Below are 23,599 nucleotides of genomic sequence, written 5' to 3'. Positions count from 1 at the left end.
CCGCCGGGAGGGGGGGCTAGAAGCGCGCCTCCAGCCGGGTCCCCTTCGTCTAGAGGCCTAGGACACCGCCCTCTCACGGCGGTAACAGGGGTTCGAATCCCCTAGGGGACGCCAACCTTTTCAATTGGTTGGCAGGATCATCGGTCGGGTTCTTCAACATATTGGCGGAAGACCGCGTGTTCCTCACGGGCCGCCGTCCGGTTCTCCGCCCGTCCCGCATTTCCGGTCGGCGGACCGCATCGGGACAAGGTCCTTGGGCGCTGTCGCCAGCCCTCGCACGGTCCGCCCCTATTGGCCACAGAAACGTGCACGCTTAAGCAAAAGAGCGAAAGCGCTGCGATATCAATTGGTGCGGGTCGGGATAGTCAGTGGCAGACGAAGCGGCTGAGTGCTGGTCCGCCGTTTTTCTGCCTTCTTCTCATCGGGGAGCGTACGCTCTCGCGCTGATGAAAGAAGGATCGCGTGTCATGACGGCGCCGATCGAAATTATTAGAGTCGGATCCGATAACAATTTATTCCAAGTGGGAAACGGCGAAAAATTCGCCTTGGTGGCGTTTCCCGGCGGGGGGCCTCAACGGAGGCTGGAGCAATTGCGGCAGCCGCAGGTCGAGCGTTACCTTCTGGTATGGCTTGAGCTGCAGGGCGTGTTCAACGGCTCGCAGAAACCCCCCCGCCTGGACTGGACTGAAATAGAAGCCGGTGCGGGAATGGCGGCGTAAGTCATGGGGTTCGCCTGGTTTCGATGCACCGCGTTGCACGGCGCGGCGGGTCAGCACACCGCAGCTCACTCGCCTTGAACGGCACCGCACCGCCATGGATGCCATCGAGGCGGCGGCGCAGCGGTCTCCGCCGAATAAGCCCTTTGCGGCCGCAGTTTGTACACTACTGTCAATGAGTGGCTGGCCTGTATCCGGCTGCATGTTCGCGCATAGGGAGCGGAGCACGTCCGTGGCTAAGGCCGCGCGCGAGGTCGGCTACATCAATGCGAGTCACTTCGCGCTTCTGTTCCGAAATCGCTAGGCCCTGCTGCACACCACGTCCCAGCCGTGCGGAGGTCTCCACCACGGTCCGGCGCGCACGTCGAACGAACGTCGCGCGCTGGCGACCGCGCGGCGCGAATGAAGTGCGCCTTGGCGCCCGGTTCACTAACGCCGCGGATCGTCGCCCGGATTGACGTAGGTGATGGTCCAGGGCCCGATACTGTTGAGCTGCACGACCGTGTCCCCCTCGGCGCGGGCGAAGTGGGGCATGTTCGCCGGCATCGCCGTGAAGCTGCCGGCGGTCAGCCGCGTCACTTCACCCATGGAGGCGTTCTCTCCGGCGCCGAGTGCGAAGGTCCCCGATATGACGGTCAGTATCTCCGCCCCGCCGTGCCGATGGGGCGGGACCAGATACCCGTCCGGGAACCGCAGCCGCAGTACGAACGGCCCTTCCTTGGAGGGATCGCCGAACAGCAGGGCAGCCTGCGCGCCGCGTGGCAGTGAAGGCGGACCTGCCGACCAGGTGATGGCCTGGGGCGTAAAGGTGCGGTGGTCGGCCTGAGCGTGGTTCGTGGTCTGCGCCATCGCCGTTCCCGCGATGAAGCAGCCGATTGCCGCGAGGGAAACCGCAGATACCATCGCTTTCATGCAAGCCTCCTGCTCGGTTGGACTTGGCATTTGCAAGGTTCGGCAAGGCAGCCACAGGCGATGCGACCCGCGCAAGCGGAAAGCCCATGAACACGCGTCGGACGGTTGCCCCTGGCGGCTGCGCGGGTGGGGAATGCGTCGTGGCAGCGTGGCGCAACGGCGGCTCCGGCGCGCAGGCGCAGCGCCGGACCTTTGCCTTCGCGGGGATCTCAACCGATCAGCCGGTTCCACCTGATCGGGGTCTGCTTCACCCGATGCGCCGGATCGCAGGCGGTGCCCATGATCCGTTCAGGATCGATGGCGCTTCAGTCTTCGGCCAGTACATCCGCATCATCGGGATGAACGCGCCGGCGGGCGCCGGCAGCCAATTGCTTTCCCGCTCCGCGCCCGGTGACTCGCGCTGGAAGTACAGCGTCGTCGAGCCATCCGCATTCGTCTTGAGATTGTTGCGCGGGCTGACGGTGAACTTGTTCAGCGGGTTCGGCACGAACCACCAGCCCTGGTCGATCTCGTACATCGTGATCGACCAGAAGGCATTGACCTGCGGCGTCTGCCCGGCCGCGAAGGTCAGCGTGTAGCGGTTCGCCCCGTCCAGCGGCCGGCCTTCGCTATCCACCGTCGCGTAGGGATAGACCGCATCATCCTCGAGATTCGCAGGCCAGCCGAAGGCCGCGACCAGGGCGCGCTTCATGTAGTCGGTGCCGTAGCGGCCGAGCCCTTTCGTGATGATCCACCCATTCACATTGGTGCCCATCGCGGCCCGGTTCGCCTCGATCGTGGCGAGGGCGCGTCGCGGCAGGTCGCGCAGCGCCTCCTGCACGACGGCGCTCTGCTTCGCGGCCTCGAAGGGCTGGCCCGGCACGATGCCGATGCGCGCCATGCGCGCGATCATCGCCGCATCCTCCGCTGCGGGTGGCGCGGCGCTGCCCATCAGGCGGGCCATGCGGCTGAAGTATTCCTCTGCCGACATCCCCAGGATCACCGATTGCGGCTTGTCCGTCATGCTGAAGCCGGGGTTCGGGTCGACCGGCGGCGCTTCGTAGGTGAACGGTCTGCCGAACGCCGACAGCGGGGTCAGCCTGTACTGGTTCTGCAGTTCATTCACGGCGGCGTAGTCGGCATCGGTGCCGTCGGCATAGGTACGGCCGAGGATCACCAGGTAGCGCGTCGGCGACCTGATCTGCCGCATTCCCGCCGGCAGCTCGCCCGACCAATCCGGAGGGGTGATCAGGAAGTTCGCCGCGCGTCCGCCGGTGGTACGGCGGCCGGGCGATTCCACGACCGGCATCCACAGGCTGTACATCGGGAACAGGAAGTACCGGCCGCCCATGTCGGGATGGGAGAAGACCACTGGCCCCGAGCCGAGATCGACCCAGGCGAGCGAGTAGAGCGTGTCCGCGTTCGGGGCGGAGACGCCGCGGTAATCCGCCGGCGGGTAGCGCCGGATGTTCAGGAACTGACCCATCGGCGCCTGCAGGCCGCGCAGCTCCGGCACGTTCGACATCTGGACGCGCGTCACTTCCGTCGTGATCAGCGAGTAGCCGTAGAGATAGGCGTCCATCGCGATCCGGGCGGCGTCGGCCGCATCGCCCGGTTGCATTTCCGACGGTTGTGCCGTGGCCATGCCCGGACGGGCGAGAAGGGGTGCGGCGAAGCCGGCGGCCGTGAGGCCGCGCCTGGTGATGCGTGCCATTGGAAGGGCGCTCCCTTGGTATCGATCCGGCGTTCCGCGACCGCCACGGCGCGCGGCTGCCGGCGTGGCGCGCATGGTCTAGCGGGGCGGCCTGCGGGCCGCGACCGGAAACCCTGTCCATTTCCCGCAGCCGCCGCGCCGCAGGTCAGAAGCGAAAACTTGCCCCGATGATCGGCCCGCTGATCGCGAGGTTCAGGCTGCTGGAGGCATTGCCGAAATCAAAGGAGAGGTAGCGCCAGCCCGCGCGCAGCACGAGCCAGTCATCGGGTTGCCAATCGACGGAACCGATCACCTGCCACGTCAGGTTCGAGCCCACGCCAAAGCCGCCGACATCCCCGTAAGCCGTTAGGCTGACCTGTTCGGAGAGGCGCACCCGGCCGCGCAGGGCGATCACCGGGTCGGTCCAGTTCACCGAACTGCCGATGGTGCGCCCCTGCGCCAGCCCGGGATTCAGCCGCAGCTTGGTGTCGACCCACCATGGCCGCACGCCCGCTCCTGCATCCAATGACCATGCCGTCTCATCGACGGGCCGGACCATGGCGACGAACCCGGCCCCCGTCGTCCGCACGGAGGCGCTGCCCCCGGCGTACAGCCGGTCGCGCGGCGTGGAGATGCCGTTCTCGAGGTCGAGGTACAGCAGGTCCGCGAGCAGGGCGAAGCGGCCGTAGCGCGCCTCCGCCGCACCCATGAAGGCCATCTTGAGATTGCCGAGCACGTCGCCGAAATCGGCGGTGGTGCCGACGACACGCTCTGTTCTGGCGCCATCGAGTGCGCGCCCGCGCAGCGTGGCCTCGCCGCCGATGCCGGCCATCCAGACATACGGCGTGACCGCGAAGCTCCAGCCGGGCTCCTCGCCCCGGGCCGTACCCGCTCCGCAGGCAACCAGCATCGCGGCCGCGGCCCATCCATGAAGGTGTCGCATGAATCCATCCCCCGTCGGGGGGAGTCTGCGTGCCGCGGCCGGGTGCCATCCAGACGAAAAGGATGGCCGGATTCGGCAAGGTGCAGGATCGGCTTGGGCACGATATCTTGAGCGCCGCCGGGCGCTCTCCAGGAAGAGGGATCGAGATGGACAGTGCCGCGCGGGCCGTCGCGCAGACATGGTCGGCGGCGTTCAGCACGCCGGACGAGATGGCGGCGGCGCAGAAGGACGCCAGCGTTGAATACCAATCCCTCGCCGACCGGGCACAGTATGCCGGGCGCCTGACTGTCGTGCAGCTCGGCGGGATGCATTTCCAGGCCGCCGTCGACGGCGCGCATGTCGTGCGCGGCACGGTGCTGCCGGAACGTGCCGTCATCCTGCTGCCCAACGGGCGCGTCGGGCAGGGCCTGCGGGTGAATGGCTGGGGGGATTTCGAGCATACCGGCGTCCTGCTGCGAGGCGGTTCCGAGCTTCTCGCCGTCACGCCGATGCCCCAGCGATGGTCGGCTCTCGTCGTTCCCGAAGCACATTTCTCCGGCCTGGCGCACGGCACCGAGGTGGCATCGGGCGGCAGCTTCGCCCCGCTGCGCGACGTGCTGCGTCGCGTGCCGCAGCTCAGACGCTTCTCGACCGCGCTCGAGGACGTCGCATGGAACGATCCGGATCGCCTGTCCGTGGGCTCGGTCGCAGCGGCTCTGCGCGATGAGCTGGCGCACTACTTCGCCCGAGCCTGTGGCGAGATTCGCGAAGGCTGGCACAGGAACCTGCGCCTCGGCCGCCGCGTCCGGCTCGTCTCCGAGGCGGAGGAGTATCTGCGCGCGCGCCTCGGCCATGCGATCTACACGGCCGAGGTCGGCGCGGCGCTCGGCGTGTCGGAGCGCACGCTGGCCGAGGCTTTCTCGGCCGTCTACGGCATGAGCCTGCAGCGCTACCTGCTGCTGCGGCGGCTCAACCAGGTGAACCGGGTGCTGATGGAGCATGGCGACAGTGCGCCCATCCTGGTGAAGACGGCGGCGCTGGATTTCGGCTTCTGGCATCTGGGCCGCTTTGCCGGTGCCTACCGCAGCGTCTTCGGCGAGACACCGTCCGAAACCGCGCATGCTGCCGCCCGCCGGCATGGTGGCGTGCACTGACGAGGACGCCGGCGTTCCACCCGCCGCCGGCGTTCCACCTGCCGCCGTCGCTACTTCCGCCACCGGGCATCGACATTGCTCCGGGTGCCGCTGGTGCCTGGAGCACCTGGATCGTATCCGCTGGCGCAGGGCGCCGGAGCGGGCGTCGTCGTGGTTCCTGCCTGCGGCGCAAGGCGCCAAGTCGAGGTTTGCAAAGGCCCTTCGGCCTTTGCTGGGGTGGCTTGGAGGGCCGAAGCCCCTCCAACCTCGACCGGGGCAATCAGGACCGCCGTTGCCCTCGTGCCTGGGGCGGTGCACCAAGGCATCGACAACTCGGAAGGCCCTGACCGGATGCCCCAGAACGACACCGCGGCACGCATCGCTCGCCATCTCCCTGCGATCACGGACCTTCGCCACGACATCCACGCCCATCCCGAGCTCGGCTTCGAGGAGACGCGCACGGCCGCACTTGTCGCCGCGACGCTGCGCAGTTGGGGCGTCGAGGTCACGGAAGGGGTTGGGCGCCTCGGCGTGGTCGGCACGCTGCGTGGCCGCCGGCCGGGGCAGCGGGCGATCGCGTTGCGCGCCGACATGGACGCGCTGGCGCTGACCGAGCGCACGGGCCTCGCCTACGCCTCCACCAATGCAGGGCGGATGCATGCCTGTGGTCATGACGGACACACGGCGATGCTGCTGGGCGCGGCGCAGGTCCTTGCCGAGGCGCCGGACTTCGCGGGAACGGTGCACTTCATCTTCCAGCCTGCCGAGGAGGGCCGCGGCGGGGCCGAGGCGATGCTGCAGGATGGGCTGTTCGACCGTTTTCCGGTCGATGCGGTGTATGGCATGCACAACATGCCGGGGATCGCCGTCGGGTCATTCGCCACGCGGGCGGGACCGCTGATGGCGGCCTCCGGCCGGTGGAAGGTGACTTTCCGCGGCACCGGCGGGCATGGCGGCAACGCTCCGCACCTCGCGTCGGACATCACCGTCGCGCAGGCGATCTTCATCCAGGCCCTCCAGACCATCGTCGCGCGCAACGTGGCGGCGACGGAAAGTGCCGTCGTCAGCGTCGGCCACATCGCCGGTGGTGCGGCCGAGGCGCTGAACGTCATGCCGTCGGAGCTGCTGGTCGGCGGCACCATGCGCGCCTTCACGCCGCCGATGCAGGCGCTGGTCGAACGCCGCATCCGGGAGTTGGCGGAACAGTCCGCCGCGATGGTCGGTGCGACGGCGGAGGCAACGCTGTGGTGGAACACCGTGCCGCTGATCAATGGCGATCGCGAGACGGCGGCAATGCTGGCCGTCGCGCGGGGGCTGGTTGGCGACACGCGGGTGGATGCCGACACCACGCCGGTCACGGGTGGCGAGGACTTCGCCTACATGGCCCGGGACAAGCCCGGCGCGCTGATCTTCATCGGCAATGGCGCCGCGGATGACGGGCCGGTGCACGGGCTGCACACGCCGGACTATGACTTCAACGACGCCATCCTGCCGCATGGCGTCGGCTTCTGGGTGGGGCTGGTCGAGGAGGAACTCGGCGCCTAGCCGGTCGCGGATCTGTGCGACGGCGGGGCCGGACGGTAGGTAACCCGCCGGGCCCTGCGGGGTTATGCTGATGGGCGCCCACCAAAAGCGCCCCCGGCCGTCGCCCAGGCCTGGATCCTCCTGGGCGGGCAGCGATCCGTCGCTGCCGACCTGCATGGTCGCGGATCAGGTCCGGCCGGGCCATCCCTGATAGCGGCCGCGCAGGTTGCGTGGCTTCGCCATGCCGCTACCGTTCCTCCAGACGCCGCCATTCGAGCGAGCGGCGCGGAGGGAACGATATGAGCATGATTGCGACACGCCGCGCGGTGCTTGCCGCGCCTGTGCTGCTCGCCGCGACAGGCAGCAGGGCGCAGCCCGCTTGGCCCGACCGGCCGATCCGCATGCTTATCGGCTTTCCGCCAGGCGGCCCGACTGATTTCATCGGCCGCGTCGCGGCTACGGGGCTCCAGGCCGCCTGGGGACAGACGGTCGTGGTCGAGAACCGCGCCGGCGCCGCTTCGGCGGTGGCGGCGGAGGTGGTGTCACGTGCGGCCCCGGACGGCCACACGCTGTTCTTCGCTTCCAACTCCGTCGTGCTCAATGGCGCCATCCATCCGAGCCTGCCCTACGCACTGCCGGAAAGCTTCGCGCCGGTGGGCTCCTTCTGCAGCGCGCCAAACGTCTTCTGGTGCGCGGCGAACCAGCCCTGGCGGGATCTTGCCGCCGTCACTGCCGCGGCGCGCGCGCAGCCCGGCGCCCTGGCCTATGGCACGACGGGCGTTGGCGGCACCGGACATTTCGGCGGTGAGACATTGTGCGGCGCGCTCGGCATTTCGCTGACCCACGTCCCGTACCGCGGCACCGCGCCGCTGATGCAGGACGTGATCGGCGGCCGTGTGCCCCTGTTGGCCCACGGGATGGCCGGCGCGGTCGGGCCGTACCAGGCCGGCCATATCCGGCCGCTGGCGGTGCTCGGCCCGCGCCGCGCGCCGGAACTTCCGGAGGTGCCGACCATGGCGGAACTCGGCCATCCCGTGCCGGATTCCGGCGTCTGGTTCGGCATCATGGCGCCGGCCGGGACGGCGCCGGGCCTCGTCGACCGCATGGCGCGCGACCTCGATGCGTTGGCGAAGACGGACGACACGCGAACGAAGCTCGCGACCCAGGCGGCGGTGCCGGATTTCAGCGGGCCGCACGACTTCACGGCGCGCATCCGGACGGAACTGGCCACCTGGCGCGAGGTGGCGCAGCGCGTCGGGATCAAGCCGGAATAGGGCGCCGCCGGGGGCCGGCGGCGCCGCGTCTGGCGTCAGTCGATGCGGATGTTCGCGAACTGCGCCACCTCGCGCCAGCGCGCGATGTCGGTGCGCAGCATTTCGATGAACTGTGCGGGCGTCTCCGGGGAGGGGATGGCGCCTTCCCCTTCGAACAGCCGCGCCATGTCAGGCTCCCGCAGGGATGCATTCGTCTCGGCGTTCATCCGCTCCAGGATCGGCGCCGGCAGGCCGGCGGGGGCGAACAGGCCCCACCAGATGCTGCTCTCGTAGGCGAACCCCGCTTCCGTCACCAGCGGGGCCGGGCGCGCTCCGGCCGGGGCGCCGGGCGCGGTGTAGGCCAGCAGCCGGACGCGGCCGTCGCGCACGACGCCCGCGGCGCTCGGCATGGTCGTGATCATCACCTGCACATGGCCGGCGACGAGGTCGGTCACCGCCGGTCCGGTGCCGCGGTACGGCACGTGGTTCATCCGCGCGCCGGTGACCTGCGAGAAGTACTCGGTGACGAAGTGGTTGATCCCGCCGGGGCCGGAGGTCGCGTAGTCGAGCGTGCCCGGCCGTTCCTTCGCGAGCTGTACCAGGTCCTGCACGCTGCGCACCGGCAGGTCGTTGTTGACGATGACGATGAAGGGCGACCGCGCGAGCAGCGCGACGGGCGTGAAATTGTCGAGCACGGTCCAGGGCACGCGCTGCGCGATCGAGGTCGTCGCGAAGGAGGAGGACGACACCATGAAGGTGTAGCCGTCGGGTGGGGACTGCGCGACGAAGGTGGCGCCGATGGCACCGCCCGCGCCGGCGCGGTTCTCGACCACGACGGGTTGGCCGAGGCGCTGCTGCAGCCGGTCCGCGAGCGGCCGGGCGACCACGTCGTTCGATCCGCCGGGCGTGAAGGGCACCACCACGCGGATTGGCCGGTTCGGCCAGGCCCCCTGCGCCATCGCCGCCGGGCTTGCCAATGCGGCGCCCAGGCCGAATGCCGCGCGGCGGCCGATGCGAAAGCCGGTCATGTCGTTTCCTCGTACAGAATTCGGAACAGTTTCGCCGACCTTGAGCCGGCCCGGAAGACGGCACCGCCTTGTGTTTCGATTAACCCTGATCTGCGATAGGCGGGGGTCGATCCATGGAGGGGGAGGCGCGTGTCGGTCGGCTCGCCGCCGGAGCGGCCCTTGCGGGAATGGCCGCTGGAACAGCTTGTCGAGCAGGCGGCATTGCATGCGACCGATGCCGCGGCGCTCGGCGCACTGCAGCACGAGACCCACCACCGGCGCGGCGCGCGGGCCAGGGCGCTCGAGGCCCGGCTGGGCCGGATGATCCTCGATTGTGCGGCCGGTCCGGATCCGGGTCCTCCGGTGCGGCGGCTGCGCGCGACCCTCGCCGCGGCCGGTGAGGAAATTGCGCGGCTGCGGGCGCGGGTTTCCGTACTCGAACAAACGCAGGCGGCGGCCGAGCCGGCTTGCCCCTATCGTCGCGTCCATCTCGCTCCCGACGCGCCGGCCTGGCTTATAGCCGAGGTCCGTCGTGCCTTCCGCCGGCGCTACCACCCCGATACCGAACCCGACCAGCGGCGCCGGCAGCGGTCGGAGGATGTGTTCAAGCGGCTGGAGGCGCATTTCGCCGAGATCGAGCGGCGACGCGGCTCATGATCGGCATTGGCGATCTGGCGCGCGGAAACACAACCCGGCAGGCGGCGAACCACTACCGGAGGTACGTGGCGCCCCGCCGAAACCACTGTCACATTCGCAGATCGTTACGACGCAGGTGATCGAACGCAATGGCAACGGCGGCGCATGACATCGCCCGGCGGAGCATCGGCAACTGGCCGTCGTCCCGCCTGCTCGACTTCGCGGAGGAACACGCCGGGGACCGCGAATTGCTGGAGCTGATCCATGGCGAGCTGATGCGGCGCGACGTGGCGATCGCCGCTTCGGCCGCCAGGCGCGTTGCGCAGCTGCTGGGGCATGGCGCACGGGATGCAGACGCTACGGGCGGCGCATCTGAGGAAAGCCGCGCCCAGCTTGCGGCGATGAAGTCGAAGCTCGACCAGACCGAGCGGCGGATGCGCGAGGCGGAGGCCCGTGCCTCCGCAGCCGAACGCGCGCTGGCGACGGAGGCGCTGCCGTCACGCGGCGGCACGCTGCTGCGGCGCGTGCACCTGTCGGAGACGGCGCCGACCTGGCTGGTGGACGCGGCGCAGCGCGCCTTCCGCCTGCGTTTCCACCCGGATCGTTTCGCCGACCCCGAGATGAAGGCTCGGGCCGAGGAGACCTTCAAGGAGGCGGAGGACGTCTTCCGCCAGATCGCAGTGAACGGGCACTGAGCCGGGCCGCTCGGGAAGCCGGTCCAGGCTTCGGTGGCTGCTCCTCCGCTACTCCTTCAGTTCCCGCGCCGCCTCCAGCACCTGCGCGGCATGCTCCGCCGGCTTCACCTTGCGCCAGATGCGCACGATCTTCCCGTCGGCGCCGACCAGGAAGCTGGTGCGCTCCACGCCCATGAACGTCCGGCCGTACAGGGATTTCTGCACCCAGACGCCATAAGCCTCGGCGACTTTGTGGTCCTCGTCGGAGGCGAGCGGGAATGACAGCCCGTACTTCTTCGCGAATTTCTCGATCGCCGGGATCGCGTCCGGGCTCACGCCGATGATCTCCAGGCCCAGATGGGCGAGCTGGGGCAGCGCTTCCTGCACGCCGCAGGCCTGGGTGGTGCAGCCCGGCGTGTTCGCCTTCGGATAGAAATAGAGCAGGTAGGGCTGGCCCTTCAGCGCGTCGGACGAAACCTCCCGCCCGCCACTCGCCGCCATCCGGAAGGCGGGTGCGTTACTGCCCTCGGCCAGTTCGGTCATGTCGTCTCTCCCTGAGCATCAGGGCGGCCGAGCCGCCGTTCGAACACCGCGCGCACCTCGTTCGACCGGCGCGCGATCAGCGCCCGGAGCGCCGCCTGGTCCGCCGGTGCCGAGGCCGGATCAAGCCGGCGGCAGGCGTTGATCAGCGTCGCCGCGATGCTGTCCGGCAGTTGCGGCTCGCGCCAGCGCCCGACCGTCAGGCGCAGCAGGCCGCTCACGGTGCGCCACAGCCGTTCGGCGCCGATCAGCGCCTCCGCCTCCGCGGCATCGAGCAGCCCGGCGGCCGCGAGCTGCGCCAGCGCGACATTGGTGGTGGTGGCGAGCACGCCCGGATGCTGCCGGGCGTGGACCAGTTGCAGCGTCTGGGCGATGAACTCCACCTCGACCAGCCCGCCGCGGCCCAGCTTCACGTCCCACGGGCCGTCCGGCGGCAGGTCGCGCAGCATGCGCGCGCGCATGGAGACGGCGTCGGGGATGGCCTTCGCCGCGGCGTCGGGGCGCAGCAGCCCGGCGCGGATCGCGGCCTGCACCTTGCGCCGTAGCCCGGGCGGCGCGGCGACCACCCGTGCGCGGGTCAGCGCCATGCGCTCCCAGGTCCAGGCTTCCTCCGCGTGGTATCGCTGGAAGCCCGACAGCGAGACGGCGACCGGTCCCTTCGACCCGGACGGGCGCAGCCGCATGTCGATCTCGTACAGCTTGCCTTCCGCGCCCGGCGCGGTGATGCCGCCGATGATCTGGTGAGCCAGGCGGGTGAAGTACTGGGTGACGGGGATGGATCGCGGCGGGGGTTCGCCGCGCTTCGCCTTGCCCTCGCTGGCCTCCGCGCCGGCGGCGTGATCGTAGATCAGGATCAGGTCGAGGTCGGAGCCCGGCAGCATCTCTCGCCCGCCGAGTTTGCCGAGCGCCACCACGGCAAGTGCACCGCCCTTCACCTTGCCATAGCGGCGGGCGAATTCACCCTCGATATGCGGCAGCAGCCCGGCAATGGCGGCGTCCGCCAGGTTGCTGCGGGCCTCGCCGGCAGCGTCGACGTCGATCGCGCCTTCCATCGTCGCGGCGTCGATCTCGAACTGGCCTTCGAGGACGAGGCGGCGCGCGGCTTCCATCGCCTCCTCGACATGCCGCGCGTCCTTGAGCTGCGCGGGCAGCGTCGTCGCGGCATTGCCGATGGTGCCGCCGGCGCCGACCAGCAGACCCTCCAGCGCCGCGGTGTGGCGGGCGAGGTGGTCGGCGAGCTGCGGCGCGGCGCCGAGGATCGAAGCCAACCGTTCCAGCAGCGCCGGGTTGCGCGCCAGCAGCGACAGCACCTGCACCCCGGCCGCGAGGCGGCCGAACACGCTGTCCAGCCTTGCGAGCGCGGTATCCGGGTTGCGCTGCTTCCCGAAGGCGGCGAGCAGGGAGGGCATCAGCGCCGTCAGCAATTCCCGCGCCCGCTCGCTGCGCGTCGCCCTTGTATGCCCGTGGTGCCAGCCGCGCACCATGGCCGCGACGCCGGACGGGTTGCCGTAGCCCATGGCGCGCAGCGTCGCGATGGTCGCCGGATCGTCCTCGACGCCGGTGAAGACGAGGCTGCCATGCGCCTCCTCCGAGGCGAGGGTGGGCTCGGCCTCGAACATCCGGCCGTAGTGACGTTCGACGCGGCGCAGATGCGCGGTGAAGGCGGCACGGAAGGCATCCGCATCGGGAAAGCCGAGAAAGGAGGCGATGCGCGCGATGCCCACCGCATCCTCCGGCATGCGGTGGGTCTGGTGGTCGGCCACCATCTGCAGCCGGTGTTCCAGGTTGCGCAGGAACACATAGGCGTCGGCGAGATCGGCGGCGGCGCGGCGGTCGATCTTGCCGGCGCTGGCCAGCGCCGACAGCGCGCCGAGCGTCGTCGGATCGCGCAGCCCCGGATCGCGGCCGCCCCAGATGAGCTGCAGCACCTGCGCGGTGAACTCGATCTCGCGGATGCCGCCGCGGCCGAGCTTCACGTCATGGCCTTCGACCTGCACCGTGTCATGCGCGCCCTTGGCGCCCTTGTGGGCGTGGATCTGCCGCTTGATGGAATGGATGTCGGCGACCGCCGCGAAATCGAGGTGGCGGCGCCAGACGAAGGGGCGGATCTCGCGCAGGAAGGCATCGCCCGCGGCACGGTCGGCGGCGACCGGGCGCGCCTTGATCATGGCGGCGCGTTCCCAGTTCTGCCCCATGCTCTCGTAGTACAGGATCGCCGTCGGCATCGAGACGGCGAGCGGCGTCGCCGCCGGGTCGGGCCGCAGCCGCAGGTCGGTGCGGAACACGTAGCCGTCGGCGGTGCGTTCCTCCAGCAGCCTCACCAGGTCGCGAGCGATGCGGACGTAGACGGCGCCCGCCCGATCGGCATGGTAGGCTGCCGCCATTGGGTCGTAGAGCACCATGAGGTCCACATCAGACGAGTAGTTCAGTTCCCGCCCGCCGAGCTTGCCCATCCCAAGCACGACGAGGCCCGAGTTCCGACCGACCAGCCGCGGTTCAGTCCGCGCCGCGCCGGAGAGCCGGATTTCGCCCCGCGCCGCCGCATCCCGCAGCAGATGCGCGCATGCGGCGTCGATCGCGGCTTCGGCAAGGTCGGACAGCGCGCCCGTCACGTGGTCCAGCGTCCATTGCCCGGTGATGTCCGCGACCGCGGCGGCGAGCGCCCCCTGGCGCTTGGCCTGGCGCAACACGGTCGCGACCGCGGCGCGCGGGGTTTCCGGATCGATCCGGGTCAGCGGGTCCAGCGCGCGGGCCATGGCGTCGTCCGCGCCGCGTTCGGCGAGCAGCATCAGCGCCGCCGATTCGCGAATGGCGAGATCGGCCAGGTAGGGGCTGTGTCCGCCCAGCGCATCAAGCAGCGCGCGGCCGGCGGCGGAGGCGGCGAAGTCGCGCTCAGCCGCGCCGCGTTCGGCGAATTCTTCCCGCGCCATCGCGGCGGCGGCGGGGTCGAAGGGGCGGGGCAGGCGTTCCGGGGCGAAGCTGGCCGTCATGGCCGGGCAGGGAACAGGTGAGGCGGGTCGCCGGTCAAGCCGGGCGCTGGCTGGACCGTCTGGCTCGGTTGCTGATCGGCGCGGCCTTGCTGGTGGGGCTCGGCCTCGCCGCCCTCGCCTGGCGCCTCCAGGAAGGTCCGCTGCCCCTGCCGATGTTGGCTCGGGAGGTCGAGAAGGCGGTCAATCAGGGCCGCGAGGGCATGCGGCTGACGATCGGCGACGTGGCGATCGCCTGGGCCGGCTGGCGCGACGGGGACCGTTCGCCGATCGCGCTCACCCTCGGCCATGTGCAGGCGATCGGCGACGACGGCGCGGTGCGGGCCGAATTGCCGGATGCCCGCGTGTCGCTGTCGCTCCCGTGGCTGTTGCGCGGCGTCGTCGCGCCCAGCGCACTGGAGGTCCAGGGGCTTACCATCGTCGCGGCACGCTCGGCGGAAGGCGCGCTGCGACTCGACCTCGGCGAGCCCGCGGCGGTCGAGGCCGCCGAGGCGGACGGCCAGCCGCCGGCGGCCGAGAGTGAGCCGATCCTCGATCTGCTGGCGCAGCTGATGAAGCCGCCCTCGGATTCCGGCCCGATGTCCGCGCTGCGCCTGGTGCGGCTGACCAATGCGCGGGCGCAGGTGACGGACGCGCAGCTCGGCCGGTCCTGGACGGCGGAGATCGGTGCGCTGGTCCTGACCCGGCGGGAAGGCGGCGGCGTCGACCTGAACGGCAATGGCGGGCTGGTGTTGGAAACCGGGCGGGTCGGGCTGCGCGTGCAAGGATCGATCGACGGCGCGACGGGGCGGGGCAGCCTGAGCGCGACCATCCCGGCCATCCGGCCGGCAGCGCTTGCCGGCAGCGCGCCGGTGCTCGCACCGCTCGCGGCGATCGATGCGCCGGCGTCGCTGACGGTCGACGTGCAGCTCGACGGTCTGCATATCCCGACCCTCGCGCTGGCCCGGCTGCGCATCGGTGCCGGCACCATCGACCTGGGCGAGCCCGGGCGTGTCGCGCTGACGTCGCTCGATGCGGACCTGACGCTCGATCGCACGACGCTGCGTGTGGAACGCGCGGTGCTGTGGCCCGCCCCGCTCGACGGCCGCGGCGCCCCGGGTGCGCCGCCGCGGATCACCGCCACGGCCGAGGCCCGCCTCGCCGATGGGCGCTGGCAGGGGGAAGCGCAGCTCGGCCTCGACCGCATCGCCGTGGCGGACCTCGCGCAATACTGGCCGGCCGGCGTGGCGCGCGGCGCGCGCGACTGGATCATCGAAAACCTGACCGGCGGCACCGCCCGCGATGGCACCTGGCGCATCGGCGGTGAGCTCGACCAGGCAAGCGGCGAGGCTCGCATCCTCAGCCTGGATGGAACGCTGGCGGCGGACGACGCGGTGGTGCACTGGCTGCGCCCGATGCCGCCCGTGGAAGGCGTCGATGCGCGTGTCCGCTTCGCCCTTGATGCGATCGAGATCGACGTCACTAGCGCAAGGCAATCAGGCACGGCGATCGAGGTCCGGGAGGGGAAGCTGCGCATCGGCCTGTCGGCCGAGCCCGAGACAGCGGAGATGGACATCGTCGTTGGCGGCCCGGCCGCCGATGTCTGGACGCTGTTGCGGCACGAGCGGCTCGGCCTGTTCCGGCTTCGGCCGCCGCCGGTGGGCGATGTGCGCGGGACGCTGCGCGAGGCGCGCCTGTCGCTCGGCTTTCCGCTGATCGCCGAACTGCCGATCGAGGCCATGCGCATCAACGCCACGGGCCGCGTCGTCGACGTCCGCGTGCCGCGCATCGTGCTCGGCAAGGATCTGGAACGCGGCAATTTCGACTTCACCGTGGATCTGGCGGGCATGCGCGCGACGGGCACCGCGACGGTGCAGGGCATCCCGCTGCGCGTCCAGCAGGAGCTGGACTTCCGGACGGGCCCGCCCGGCCAGGTGGTGTCGCGCGAGATCGTCTCGGGCCGCGCCGATGTGCGGCAGATCGCGACCTTCGGGCTGGATCCGCGGCCCTTCGTCGAAGGCATGGTCGGCCTCGACATCCGCAACGAGACGCGGCGCAACGGGCAGGGCCGCGTGCAGCTCCGCACTGACCTGACGCCGGCGCGGCTCGAGATCGATCCACTCGCCTGGTCGAAGCCGCCCGGCACCGCCAGCCGCGGCGAAGCGACCATCGTGCTTCAGAACGGGCAGATCACCGCGATCGACGGCATCCGCATCGAGGCGCCGGATGCACTTCTGCGCGGCCGCGGCACGCAGCTTCGCGACAATGTTCCGCAGCGCATCGAGATCCAGCAGGGCCACATCGGCCGCAGTCGGTTCAGCGGGGAGATCAACCCGCCGGCTGGGCCGCGGGGTGATTGGGTGATCGCGATGCGTGGTCCGGCGCTCGACGTCGCGCCGATGATGTCGCGGCCGTCCTCGGCCGAGGCGACGCCGGCCGCGGGCGCTGCCGCGGCCACGGGGCCGGGCGTCTCCGTCGATGTGCGCTTCGACCGCGTGCTGCTGCCGCGCGACCGTGCGCTGGCCGGCATCGTCGCCACCCTCGCGACGAATGCACAGGGCACGATGCAGAACGCCCGCGTGCAGGGCCGCGTCGAGGGCGGCGGCGGCATCGACCTGACGCTCGCACCGGAGGCCGGGCGGCGGCGTCTGCGGCTGACCAGCGACAATGGCGGCGCGCTCCTGCGCGCCTTCGGCGTGCTGAGCACCATCCGCGGCGGCCGGTTGCAGGTGGATGCGGCCTACGCCGATGGCCAGCGCGGCGCGCCGCTGACCGGCACGGCCGAGCTCGACGACTTCGCGGTGCAGGACGCGCCCGCACTGGGCAAGCTGCTACAGGCGATGTCGGTGTTCGGCGTGTTCGAGGCGCTGTCGGGGGAGGGGCTGACCTTCGCCTCCCTGACCGCGCCGTTCACCCTGACACGGGAGGCGCTGGTGCTGACCGAGGCGCGCGCCTTCTCCGTCTCGCTGGGCCTGACTGCCAAAGGGCGCATCGACCGGCTGCGCGACACGATCGACATGGAGGGGACGATCGTGCCGGCCTACGTGTTCAACTCGCTGCTCGGGCGCATCCCGGGGCTCGGTCGAGTGTTCAGCCCCGAACGCGGCGGCGGGCTTTTCGCGGTGACCTACAGCATGCGCGGGCCGCTCGCCGATCCGTCCGTCAGCGTCAATCCGCTGTCGGCTCTGACGCCCGGCTTTCTGCGGGGGATCTTCGGCGGGAACTGACGGCGGGCGTTTCGCGCCGCGGCGAATGTGCTCTAGCCTCCCCGGCGCACGACCCATGGAGCGGCACATGACCGGCATCGCGAAAGGCCCCGAGGAACTGGCGCTGATGGAGGCCGCGAAGCGCGTGCTGCCCGCCGGCGGCTTCGGCAACTTCCCCGCCGACATCATCATCCGCTCCGGCAAGGGCGGGCATGTGCAGGACGTGTCGGGCAACGACTACATCGACTACCTGCTCGGCTCGGGCCCGATGTTCATCGGCCACGACCACCCGGCGGTGACCGAGGCGGTGCTGCGCCAGATCCCGCTCGGCACCACCTTCTTCGCGAACAACGAGCCGGGCATCCGGCTTGCCGAAGCGATCGTCGAGGCGGTGCCCTGCGCCGAGCAGGTGCGGTTCCTGACCTCCGGCACCGAGGCCGATTTCTATGCGATGCGGCTGGCGCGGGCGTATCGCGGCCGGCCGAAGATCGTGAAGTTCGAGGGCGGCTACCACGGCATGTCGGATTGGGCGCTGATGTCCCTCGCGCCGCGCCGCCTCGCGAATTTCCCCGAGGCCGTGCCCGACAGCCCCGGGATTCCGGACGCCGTCCGCAGTGAGGTTCTCGTCGCCCCGTTCAACGACATCGAGGCCGCGGTGCGGCTGATCGAGGCGCATCAGGACGAGATCGGCGGCGTCATCATGGAGCCGCTGCAGCGGCTGATCCCACCCAAGCCCGGCTTCTTGCAGGCGGTCCGCGACGTGACCGCGCGGCTCGGCATCCCGCTGATCTTCGACGAGGTCGTGACGGGGTTCCGCTTCGCCTATGGCGGCGCGCAGGAACTGTACGGCGTCACGCCCGACATCTGCACCATGGGCAAGATCGTCGGCGGCGGCTTCGCGCTGTCGGCGATCGGCGGCAAGGCCGAGATCATGGCGCTGTTCGACAAGGCGGTCGGAGAGGAACGCTTCCTGACGCAGGTCGGCACGCTGTCCGGCAATCCGGTCGCGGCGGTGGCCGGCCTCGCGACGCTCGGCGTGCTGCGTGAGCCCGGCACCTACGACAAGGTCTTCGCCATGGGGCGGTCGCTGATGGATGGGCTCGCGATGCTGATCGCTGAGGCCGGCATCCCGGCGCAATGCCTCGGCGAGCCGGTGCTGTTCGACGTCGTCTACGCTGCGGGCGACCTGCGCGACTACCGCGCCGTGCTGCGCCAGGACACGGCGATGCAGAAGCACGTGAACACCGTGCTGCGCGCCCGCGGCATCCTGAAGGGGGACAGCAAGTTCTACCTGTCCACCGCGCATACCGCTGAGGATGTGGCGCAGACGCTCGATGCGTTCCGCTCCGCGATGCAGACGCTGCCGGCGGGCCGCAAGGTGGCGTGACCGGGGACCGGCGGCCGGTTCAGCCGGCCGCCGCCTTCTCCAGCGCCGCGAGGTCGAGCTTCACCATGGTGAGCATGGCTTCGGCGACGCGCTTCGCGCGGGCGCGGTCGGGATCGTTCATCAATTCGCCGAGCCGCTTCGGCGCGATCTGCCAGGACAGGCCCCAGCGGTCCTTGAGCCAGCCGCATTGCTCCACCTGGCCGCCATCGCGCAGGGCGTCCCACAGCCGGTCGATCTCGGCCTGGGTGTCGCATTCCACCATGATCGAGAAGCTATGGTTGAAGGCGTCGAGCGGGCCGGCCTCGATCGCCATGTAGCGCTGGTCGCCGAGGGTGAAGGTCGCGACCTTCACACTGCCCGCCGGGCCGCTGGGGCTGTCGGTCGGCATCGATGAGACGCTGTCGATGGAGGAGCCGGGGATCAGCGAGGTGTAGAAGCCGATCGCCGCTTCCATGTCCTTCTCGTACCACAGGTTCTGCGTGACCCTCATGCCCGTGCTCCCTTCGTTGGCGATGGTGCCAAGGTCGGACCGAGGGCGCAGGCCTTGCAAGCATGCGCGCGGCATGGTGATCGCCGGCTCGTCACGCCGTGCCGAAGATCCGGTCCCCCGCATCCCCGAGGCCGGGGCGGATGTAGCCGTGGTCGTCCAGCGCCCGGTCGATCGCCGCGGTCCAGATCGGGACATCGGGATGGGCTTCCTGGAGGTGCCGGATTCCCTCCGGTGCAGCGAGCAGGCAGACGAAGCGAATGGAACGGCAGCCCCGCGCCTTGAAGCGCTCGATCGCCGCGACAGCCGAGTTCGCCGTCGCGAGCATCGGGTCGAGCACCAGTACCAGGCGCTCCGCCACGTCGCCTGGCGCCTTGAAGTAGTACTCCACGGCCTGCAGGGTGACGGGGTCGCGGTAGAGCCCGACATGCGCGACGCGCGCGGAGGGCACCAGCGTCAGCATGCCGTCCAGCATGCCAAGCCCGGCGCGCAGCACGGGCGCGAGCACCAGCTTCCGGCCCGCGATGCGCGGCGCCATCATCGGTTCAAGCGGCGTTTCGATCGGCACCTGCTCCAGCGGCAGTTCGCGCGTCACCTCGTAGCAGAGCAGCATGGCGACTTCGCCGAGCAGCCGTCGGAACTCCGAGGACGGGCAGCCGGCCTGTCGCATCAGCCCAAGCTTGTGCTGGATCAGCGGATGCGTCGCGACATGTACCGGCGCTGTCATATCCGCATCGCCCTTCCAACCATCACGCGCTGATCCTCCGTTGTTGCGCCAGCTAGGCCGAAAGCCGAGCGTGGCGCCAGGGCCGCGTGCATATCCACCAATGGTTGATTTTAAGGCAATAATTAGCAACTATTTGGGATGCCCGATATTGGCCTGCTGCCCGACCCAGCCAGCGCCGCCGCCATGGCGGCGAGGGAGGTGGTGGTCATCGGCCTTGGCTACGTCGGCCTGCCGATCGCGCTGGAGGCCGCCGCGGCGGGCTTCGCCGTGACAGGCTACGACCTCGACCCGACAGCGGCGCGCGCGGCTGAAGCGGCTGCACGCGGCACCGTCCCGGCCGGCCGATTGCTGGCCACCGCGGATCCGCTCGCATTGCCGCGGGCCGGGACCTGGCTGATCTGCGTGCCGACGCCGCTCGATGCGACGGGCACGCCGGACCTCTCGTTGGTCGCCGCAGCGCTCGAGACCTGCCGGATCGGCTTGGCGCCCGGGGCGCTGGTCTGCCTGGTCTCCACCTGCCATCCGGGTGCAACGAACGGGCTGTGCCGGCAGGTGCTGGAACGGGACGGGCTGCGCGTCGGTCGCGACGTGTACCTCGCTGTCTCGCCGGAACGCGAGAACCCGGGCGGCGAGGCCGGGCCGCGCCGAACACCACGGCTGCTGGGCGCACCGGACCCCGTCTCGCTCGCCCGTGCCCGTGGCTTCTGGGACCGTATCACCGACCAGGTGATCCCCGTCGCGACCCCCGAGATCGCCGAATGCGCGAAGCTGCTGGAGAATACCTATCGCCTGGTCAACATCGCTCTGATCGATGAACTGCATCGCGGTTTCGCCGCGCTCGGCGTGCCGACGCGGGCCGTGGTGGAGGCGGCCGCGACCAAGCCCTTCGGCTTCGCCCCCTTCTGGCCGGGCGCGGGGGCCGGCGGGCACTGCATCCCGGTCGACCCCGCCTTCCTGCAGATGGAACTGGCCCGCGCCGGCGCGACCTCCACGCTGCTGGCCGCCGCGGCGGCGGCGAATGGGGCACGGCCCGGGCGCATCCTGGCGGCGCTGGAAGGCGCGCTGGGCGGCAGCGTCGCCGGCCGGCGCGTGCTGGTGCTGGGCGTAACATACAAGCCGGACGTGCCCGATCTGCGCGGTGCGGCGCCGGTCGAGCTGGTGCGGATGCTGCTCGCATGTGGCGCGGAGGTGCTGTGGCACGACCCGGTGCTCGGCCCCGAAGCCGACGCGCTGCGCGAGGCGCGCCGCGTGCCAGGTATCGCCGTGCCGGGGCTCGATGCGGCGATCCTCGGGACGCCGCATCGGGCCTATGACCTCGCGCGGATCGCCGCGACGGCGCCGCTGGTGCTCGACCCGTTCGGCGTGCTGCCGGCAGGGCAGGCGAGGGTGGTGTAGCGCCGGCGCGGCCTCCGCTCGGGAAGGTCGCTCCGTGTCATCGGGCATCGCGCCGATCAGGCGGTTCCGCCTGATCGGGAACGACACTATGCGCGCCCGTAGGTGTCCTCGAAGCGGACGATGTCGTCCTCGCCGAGATAGGACCCGACCTGCACCTCGATCAGCACCAGCGGGATCATCCCGGGATTCTCCATGCGGTGCACGCAGCCGAGCGGCAGGTACACGCTCTCATTCTCGCGCAGCATGATCTCCTCGGCATCGCGGCGCACGATGGCGGTGCCGGAGACGACGACCCAGTGCTCCGCGCGATGGAAATGCTTCTGCAGCGACAGCTTCGCGCCGGGCCGTACCTGGATCTTCTTCACCTGGAAGCGCTGGCCGAGGATCAGCCCCTCATAGTGTCCCCAGGGGCGATAGGCGCGGCGATGCTCGGTCGCTTCCTTGCGGCCATGCGCCTTCAACTGCTCGACCAGCTTCTTCACGTCCTGCGCGCGGTCTCGGTGCATCGCGAGTACCGCATCGTCGGTGACGACGACGACAGCGTCCTCGAGCCCGACGACGCCCGTCACGATCCCCTCGCTGCGCACGAAGCAGTTCTTCGCCTCGACAAGCTCGACCGGCCCGACCGAGACGTTGCCGCCGGCATCCTTGCCGCTGATCTCCCACAGCGCCGCCCAGGACCCGATGTCGGACCAGCCGATCGAGGCCGGCACCACGGCGGCGTGCTGCGTCCGCTCCATCACCGCATAATCGATGCTGATGGACGGTGCGGCGACGAAGGGCTCGGCGGCAAGGCGCACGAAATCCATGTCGCGCTGCGCGCCCTCGACCGCGCCGCGGACCGAGGCGAGCATGGCAGGTTCGTAACGCTCCAACTCGGCGAGCAGCACCGAGGCGGTTGCGACGAACATGCCCGAATTCCACAGATGCCTACCGCCTGCGACGAACTCCGCCGCCCGCGCCGCATCGGGCTTCTCGACGAAGCGGGCGATGGCCTGCACCCCGGGCAGGCCTGACAGCGCGTCCCCGGCCTCGATGTAGCCGTATCCCGTTTCGGGCGCCGTCGGCTTCATGCCGAAGGTGACGATCCGGCCCGCGCGGGCTGCCGCCGCCGCCTGGTCCAGCGCCGCATGCAGCGCCGGCAGGTCCGTCACCGCCGAATCCGCCGCCATGATCCACATGACGGTGCCGGGGCCGGCTTCCTCCGCGAGCAGCGCCGCCGCGGCGATCGCGGGGGCGGAGTTCCGCCCGGCCGGTTCCAGCACGATCCGCGCGCCACGGCCGCGCAGCTGCTCAGCCACCAGGAAGCGGTGCGCCTCGTTGCACACCACCATCGGCGGGAGGAAGCCGGGGCCCTCGGCGCGCGCCGCGGTCTCGGCCAGCATCGGCTGGTCGGAGGCGAGCGGCCAGAACTGCTTCGGATAACCCTCGCGCGACAGCGGCCAGAGGCGAGTGCCGGTTCCGCCCGAAAGGATGACGGGAAGGATCTGGGGGGTCTTCTGGGTCATGTCGTCCGGGATGTGATGGAGCGCTGCGGCTGATATGCGACGCAATCAGGGCGAAGGAAAGGTAGAGGGCCCGCTCCCGCCCGCCGCGGACCCGGCGTAGTATCGCAGCGCAGCAAAGGGGGCAGGCATGGCGGATGGCCAGGTCGCGGACGATCTCATGGAACAGGCAGTACTGGACATTCCGGCGGGCTTCCTGCCGCGCCGGGCGGGCGGGCCGTTTCTGGAACCGATCGGGCCAATCTACCTCCGCGCCGGCGATGGCGGGTCGACCTTCGGCATCCGCATCGAGCGGCGGCACTGCAACAATGGCGGGGCGGCCCATGGCGGCATGCTCGCGACCTTTGCGGACCTCGTCCTCGGCATCGGTGGGCTGGAGCGGGCGGAAGTCGTCGGGAACTTCCTCACCGTGAGCCTGGTGACGGACTATTTGGCGCCGGCACCGCTCGGCACCTGGCTGGAGTGCCGGCCGGTGCTGCTGCGGCGAACGGCCCGCCTGATGTTCGTGGAAGGCCGCTTCGAGGCGGACGGCGCCCCGGTGCTGCGGTCGAGCGGCGTGTTCAGCGTGAAGCCGAAGGTGCAGCCGCCCCGTTGAGCGAGCGCTGATATCCGGCGGCTGACCACCTCCCCGCCGTTACCGTCACCAGCATCATCGCGACGCCGACCACGCCGTCTGGCGTCCGGCGGGAGGCTGCCCGTGCCGGCGGACGAGCGCGCGCCGCCCTTACCCTTGGTGAAGGCCGGCGCCCCGTCGAGACTGTCACACGCTTCCGGTGCCGCGCCGATGCCGGCCGGCGGCGCATCGCCCGCATGGAGACCACCGGTACCAAGCTGCCGGGCAGCGCCCGCCCTGCGTGTTGCCAGGCCGCAGCGCACGTCCTCAATTGCGGCTACGCCGGCCCGCCCGGGAGGCGCGGCATCACGATGACGGCGGAGG

Annotated in this window: 19 protein-coding genes and 1 tRNA gene; 11 read left to right on the top strand and 9 right to left on the bottom strand. The window is 70.5% G+C overall.

Annotated elements, in window-relative coordinates; all coding sequences use genetic code 11:
• The first annotated feature begins 38 nt into the window (after window positions 1-38).
• Window positions 39-114: transfer RNA gene (locus tag GXW78_RS17545), tRNA-Glu, on the top strand.
• Between the two features lie 353 nt (window positions 115-467).
• The gene (locus GXW78_RS17540) at window positions 468-719 is read left to right on the top strand and encodes a hypothetical protein (RefSeq protein ID WP_211870137.1); all 252 of its coding nucleotides are present in this window, start codon (window positions 468-470) and stop codon (window positions 717-719) included.
• Between the two features lie 426 nt (window positions 720-1,145).
• Here the strand turns inward: GXW78_RS17540 and GXW78_RS17535 are convergent, their stop codons facing one another.
• The 3 genes from GXW78_RS17535 to GXW78_RS17525 form a co-directional block, all read right to left on the bottom strand.
• Window positions 1,146-1,628, bottom strand: coding sequence for a cupin domain-containing protein (locus tag GXW78_RS17535; protein WP_211870136.1), 483 nt, complete (start codon window positions 1,626-1,628; stop codon window positions 1,146-1,148).
• Window positions 1,629-1,875: 247 nt separating this feature from the next.
• The gene (locus tag GXW78_RS17530) at window positions 1,876-3,321 is read right to left on the bottom strand and encodes a DUF1254 domain-containing protein (RefSeq protein WP_211870135.1); all 1,446 of its coding nucleotides are present in this window, start codon (window positions 3,319-3,321) and stop codon (window positions 1,876-1,878) included.
• 145 nt (window positions 3,322-3,466) lie between these two features.
• The gene (locus tag GXW78_RS17525) at window positions 3,467-4,132 is read right to left on the bottom strand and encodes a porin family protein (protein ID WP_211870134.1); all 666 of its coding nucleotides are present in this window, start codon (window positions 4,130-4,132) and stop codon (window positions 3,467-3,469) included.
• A 257-nt stretch (window positions 4,133-4,389) separates the two neighbouring features.
• Here GXW78_RS17525 and GXW78_RS17520 point away from each other — a divergent pair, with 257 nt between their 5' ends.
• From GXW78_RS17520 to GXW78_RS17510, 3 genes are all read left to right on the top strand, one after another.
• Window positions 4,390-5,376, top strand: a complete 987-nt coding sequence (locus GXW78_RS17520) for a helix-turn-helix domain-containing protein (RefSeq protein WP_211870133.1) — start codon at window positions 4,390-4,392, stop codon at window positions 5,374-5,376.
• Window positions 5,377-5,706: 330 nt separating this feature from the next.
• The gene (locus GXW78_RS17515) at window positions 5,707-6,900 is read left to right on the top strand and encodes a M20 aminoacylase family protein (protein ID WP_211870132.1); all 1,194 of its coding nucleotides are present in this window, start codon (window positions 5,707-5,709) and stop codon (window positions 6,898-6,900) included.
• A gap of 284 nt (window positions 6,901-7,184) precedes the next feature.
• Window positions 7,185-8,153 carry a Bug family tripartite tricarboxylate transporter substrate binding protein gene (locus GXW78_RS17510; RefSeq protein ID WP_211870131.1) on the top strand — a complete coding sequence of 323 codons (969 nt, stop codon included), beginning with the start codon at window positions 7,185-7,187 and terminating at the stop codon, window positions 8,151-8,153.
• Window positions 8,154-8,188: 35 nt separating this feature from the next.
• Here GXW78_RS17510 and GXW78_RS17505 read toward each other — a convergent pair whose 3' ends face one another.
• Complete coding sequence (locus GXW78_RS17505) at window positions 8,189-9,160, bottom strand: Bug family tripartite tricarboxylate transporter substrate binding protein (protein ID WP_211870130.1); 972 nt, start codon at window positions 9,158-9,160, stop codon at window positions 8,189-8,191.
• Between the two features lie 129 nt (window positions 9,161-9,289).
• Here GXW78_RS17505 and GXW78_RS17500 point away from each other — a divergent pair, with 129 nt between their 5' ends.
• The gene (locus GXW78_RS17500; protein WP_211870129.1) at window positions 9,290-9,796 is read left to right on the top strand and encodes a hypothetical protein; all 507 of its coding nucleotides are present in this window, start codon (window positions 9,290-9,292) and stop codon (window positions 9,794-9,796) included.
• Between the two features lie 128 nt (window positions 9,797-9,924).
• A complete protein-coding gene (locus GXW78_RS17495) occupies window positions 9,925-10,470 on the top strand; it encodes a hypothetical protein (RefSeq protein ID WP_211870128.1) in 546 nt (181 codons plus the stop codon).
• Between the two features lie 48 nt (window positions 10,471-10,518).
• On the opposite strand, the gene bcp is transcribed toward GXW78_RS17495, so the two are convergent.
• Together bcp and GXW78_RS17485 are read right to left on the bottom strand one after the other, a co-directional pair.
• Complete coding sequence (gene bcp / locus GXW78_RS17490) at window positions 10,519-10,992, bottom strand: thioredoxin-dependent thiol peroxidase (protein WP_211870127.1); 474 nt, start codon at window positions 10,990-10,992, stop codon at window positions 10,519-10,521.
• Window positions 10,989-13,979 (bottom strand): bifunctional [glutamine synthetase] adenylyltransferase/[glutamine synthetase]-adenylyl-L-tyrosine phosphorylase, encoded by a 2,991-nt coding sequence (locus GXW78_RS17485; RefSeq protein WP_211870126.1) that lies wholly within the window; start codon window positions 13,977-13,979, stop codon window positions 10,989-10,991. The genes bcp and GXW78_RS17485 overlap by 4 nt, the downstream gene beginning before the upstream one ends.
• A 17-nt stretch (window positions 13,980-13,996) precedes the next feature.
• Here GXW78_RS17485 and GXW78_RS17480 point away from each other — a divergent pair, with 17 nt between their 5' ends.
• Together GXW78_RS17480 and GXW78_RS17475 are read left to right on the top strand one after the other, a co-directional pair.
• Window positions 13,997-17,182 (top strand): YhdP family protein, encoded by a 3,186-nt coding sequence (locus GXW78_RS17480; protein ID WP_211870125.1) that lies wholly within the window; start codon window positions 13,997-13,999, stop codon window positions 17,180-17,182.
• Between the two features lie 67 nt (window positions 17,183-17,249).
• Window positions 17,250-18,548, top strand: a complete 1,299-nt coding sequence (locus GXW78_RS17475) for an aspartate aminotransferase family protein (protein ID WP_211870124.1) — start codon at window positions 17,250-17,252, stop codon at window positions 18,546-18,548.
• A 19-nt stretch (window positions 18,549-18,567) separates the two neighbouring features.
• On the opposite strand, the gene GXW78_RS17470 is transcribed toward GXW78_RS17475, so the two are convergent.
• Together GXW78_RS17470 and upp are read right to left on the bottom strand one after the other, a co-directional pair.
• Entirely contained in the window at window positions 18,568-19,038 is a 471-nt protein-coding gene (locus GXW78_RS17470; RefSeq protein ID WP_211870123.1) for a VOC family protein, read from the bottom strand.
• Between the two features lie 91 nt (window positions 19,039-19,129).
• The gene (gene upp, locus GXW78_RS17465) at window positions 19,130-19,762 is read right to left on the bottom strand and encodes a uracil phosphoribosyltransferase (protein WP_211870122.1); all 633 of its coding nucleotides are present in this window, start codon (window positions 19,760-19,762) and stop codon (window positions 19,130-19,132) included.
• Between the two features lie 138 nt (window positions 19,763-19,900).
• Between upp and GXW78_RS17460 the strand changes: the two genes are divergently transcribed.
• Window positions 19,901-21,157: a nucleotide sugar dehydrogenase gene (locus GXW78_RS17460; RefSeq protein WP_211870121.1), complete on the top strand. Its 1,257-nt coding sequence runs from the start codon at window positions 19,901-19,903 to the stop codon at window positions 21,155-21,157.
• A gap of 86 nt (window positions 21,158-21,243) precedes the next feature.
• Here the strand turns inward: GXW78_RS17460 and GXW78_RS17455 are convergent, their stop codons facing one another.
• Window positions 21,244-22,665, bottom strand: coding sequence for a mannose-1-phosphate guanylyltransferase/mannose-6-phosphate isomerase (locus GXW78_RS17455; RefSeq protein WP_211870120.1), 1,422 nt, complete (start codon window positions 22,663-22,665; stop codon window positions 21,244-21,246).
• A gap of 127 nt (window positions 22,666-22,792) precedes the next feature.
• Between GXW78_RS17455 and GXW78_RS17450 the strand changes: the two genes are divergently transcribed.
• Complete coding sequence (locus GXW78_RS17450) at window positions 22,793-23,257, top strand: PaaI family thioesterase (RefSeq protein ID WP_211870119.1); 465 nt, start codon at window positions 22,793-22,795, stop codon at window positions 23,255-23,257.
• Window positions 23,258-23,599: the final 342 nt, after the last annotated feature.

The sequence above is a fragment of the Neoroseomonas terrae genome (assembly GCF_018129025.1).
GTDB classification, from domain to species: Bacteria; Pseudomonadota; Alphaproteobacteria; order Acetobacterales; family Acetobacteraceae; genus Neoroseomonas; species Neoroseomonas terrae.
This window is presented reverse-complemented; position numbering and strand designations above follow the sequence as displayed.

Bases quoted from the DNA above. Each gene is read 5' to 3' on its own strand.
- GXW78_RS17540 (WP_211870137.1), top strand. From the start codon at position 468: ATGACGGCGCCGATCGAAATTATTAGAGTCGGATCCGATAACAATTTA.
- GXW78_RS17535 (WP_211870136.1), bottom strand. From the start codon at position 1,628: ATGAAAGCGATGGTATCTGCGGTTTCCCTCGCGGCAATCGGCTGCTTC.
- GXW78_RS17530 (WP_211870135.1), bottom strand. From the start codon at position 3,321: ATGGCACGCATCACCAGGCGCGGCCTCACGGCCGCCGGCTTCGCCGCA.
- GXW78_RS17525 (WP_211870134.1), bottom strand. From the start codon at position 4,132: ATGGCCGGCATCGGCGGCGAGGCCACGCTGCGCGGGCGCGCACTCGAT.
- GXW78_RS17520 (WP_211870133.1), top strand. From the start codon at position 4,390: ATGGACAGTGCCGCGCGGGCCGTCGCGCAGACATGGTCGGCGGCGTTC.
- GXW78_RS17515 (WP_211870132.1), top strand. From the start codon at position 5,707: ATGCCCCAGAACGACACCGCGGCACGCATCGCTCGCCATCTCCCTGCG.
- GXW78_RS17510 (WP_211870131.1), top strand. From the start codon at position 7,185: ATGATTGCGACACGCCGCGCGGTGCTTGCCGCGCCTGTGCTGCTCGCC.
- GXW78_RS17505 (WP_211870130.1), bottom strand. From the start codon at position 9,160: ATGACCGGCTTTCGCATCGGCCGCCGCGCGGCATTCGGCCTGGGCGCC.
- GXW78_RS17495 (WP_211870128.1), top strand. From the start codon at position 9,925: ATGGCAACGGCGGCGCATGACATCGCCCGGCGGAGCATCGGCAACTGG.
- bcp (WP_211870127.1), bottom strand. From the start codon at position 10,992: ATGACCGAACTGGCCGAGGGCAGTAACGCACCCGCCTTCCGGATGGCG.
- GXW78_RS17485 (WP_211870126.1), bottom strand. From the start codon at position 13,979: ATGACGGCCAGCTTCGCCCCGGAACGCCTGCCCCGCCCCTTCGACCCC.
- GXW78_RS17475 (WP_211870124.1), top strand. From the start codon at position 17,250: ATGACCGGCATCGCGAAAGGCCCCGAGGAACTGGCGCTGATGGAGGCC.
- GXW78_RS17470 (WP_211870123.1), bottom strand. From the start codon at position 19,038: ATGAGGGTCACGCAGAACCTGTGGTACGAGAAGGACATGGAAGCGGCG.
- upp (WP_211870122.1), bottom strand. From the start codon at position 19,762: ATGACAGCGCCGGTACATGTCGCGACGCATCCGCTGATCCAGCACAAG.
- GXW78_RS17460 (WP_211870121.1), top strand. From the start codon at position 19,901: ATGCCCGATATTGGCCTGCTGCCCGACCCAGCCAGCGCCGCCGCCATG.
- GXW78_RS17455 (WP_211870120.1), bottom strand. From the start codon at position 22,665: ATGACCCAGAAGACCCCCCAGATCCTTCCCGTCATCCTTTCGGGCGGA.
- GXW78_RS17450 (WP_211870119.1), top strand. From the start codon at position 22,793: ATGGCGGATGGCCAGGTCGCGGACGATCTCATGGAACAGGCAGTACTG.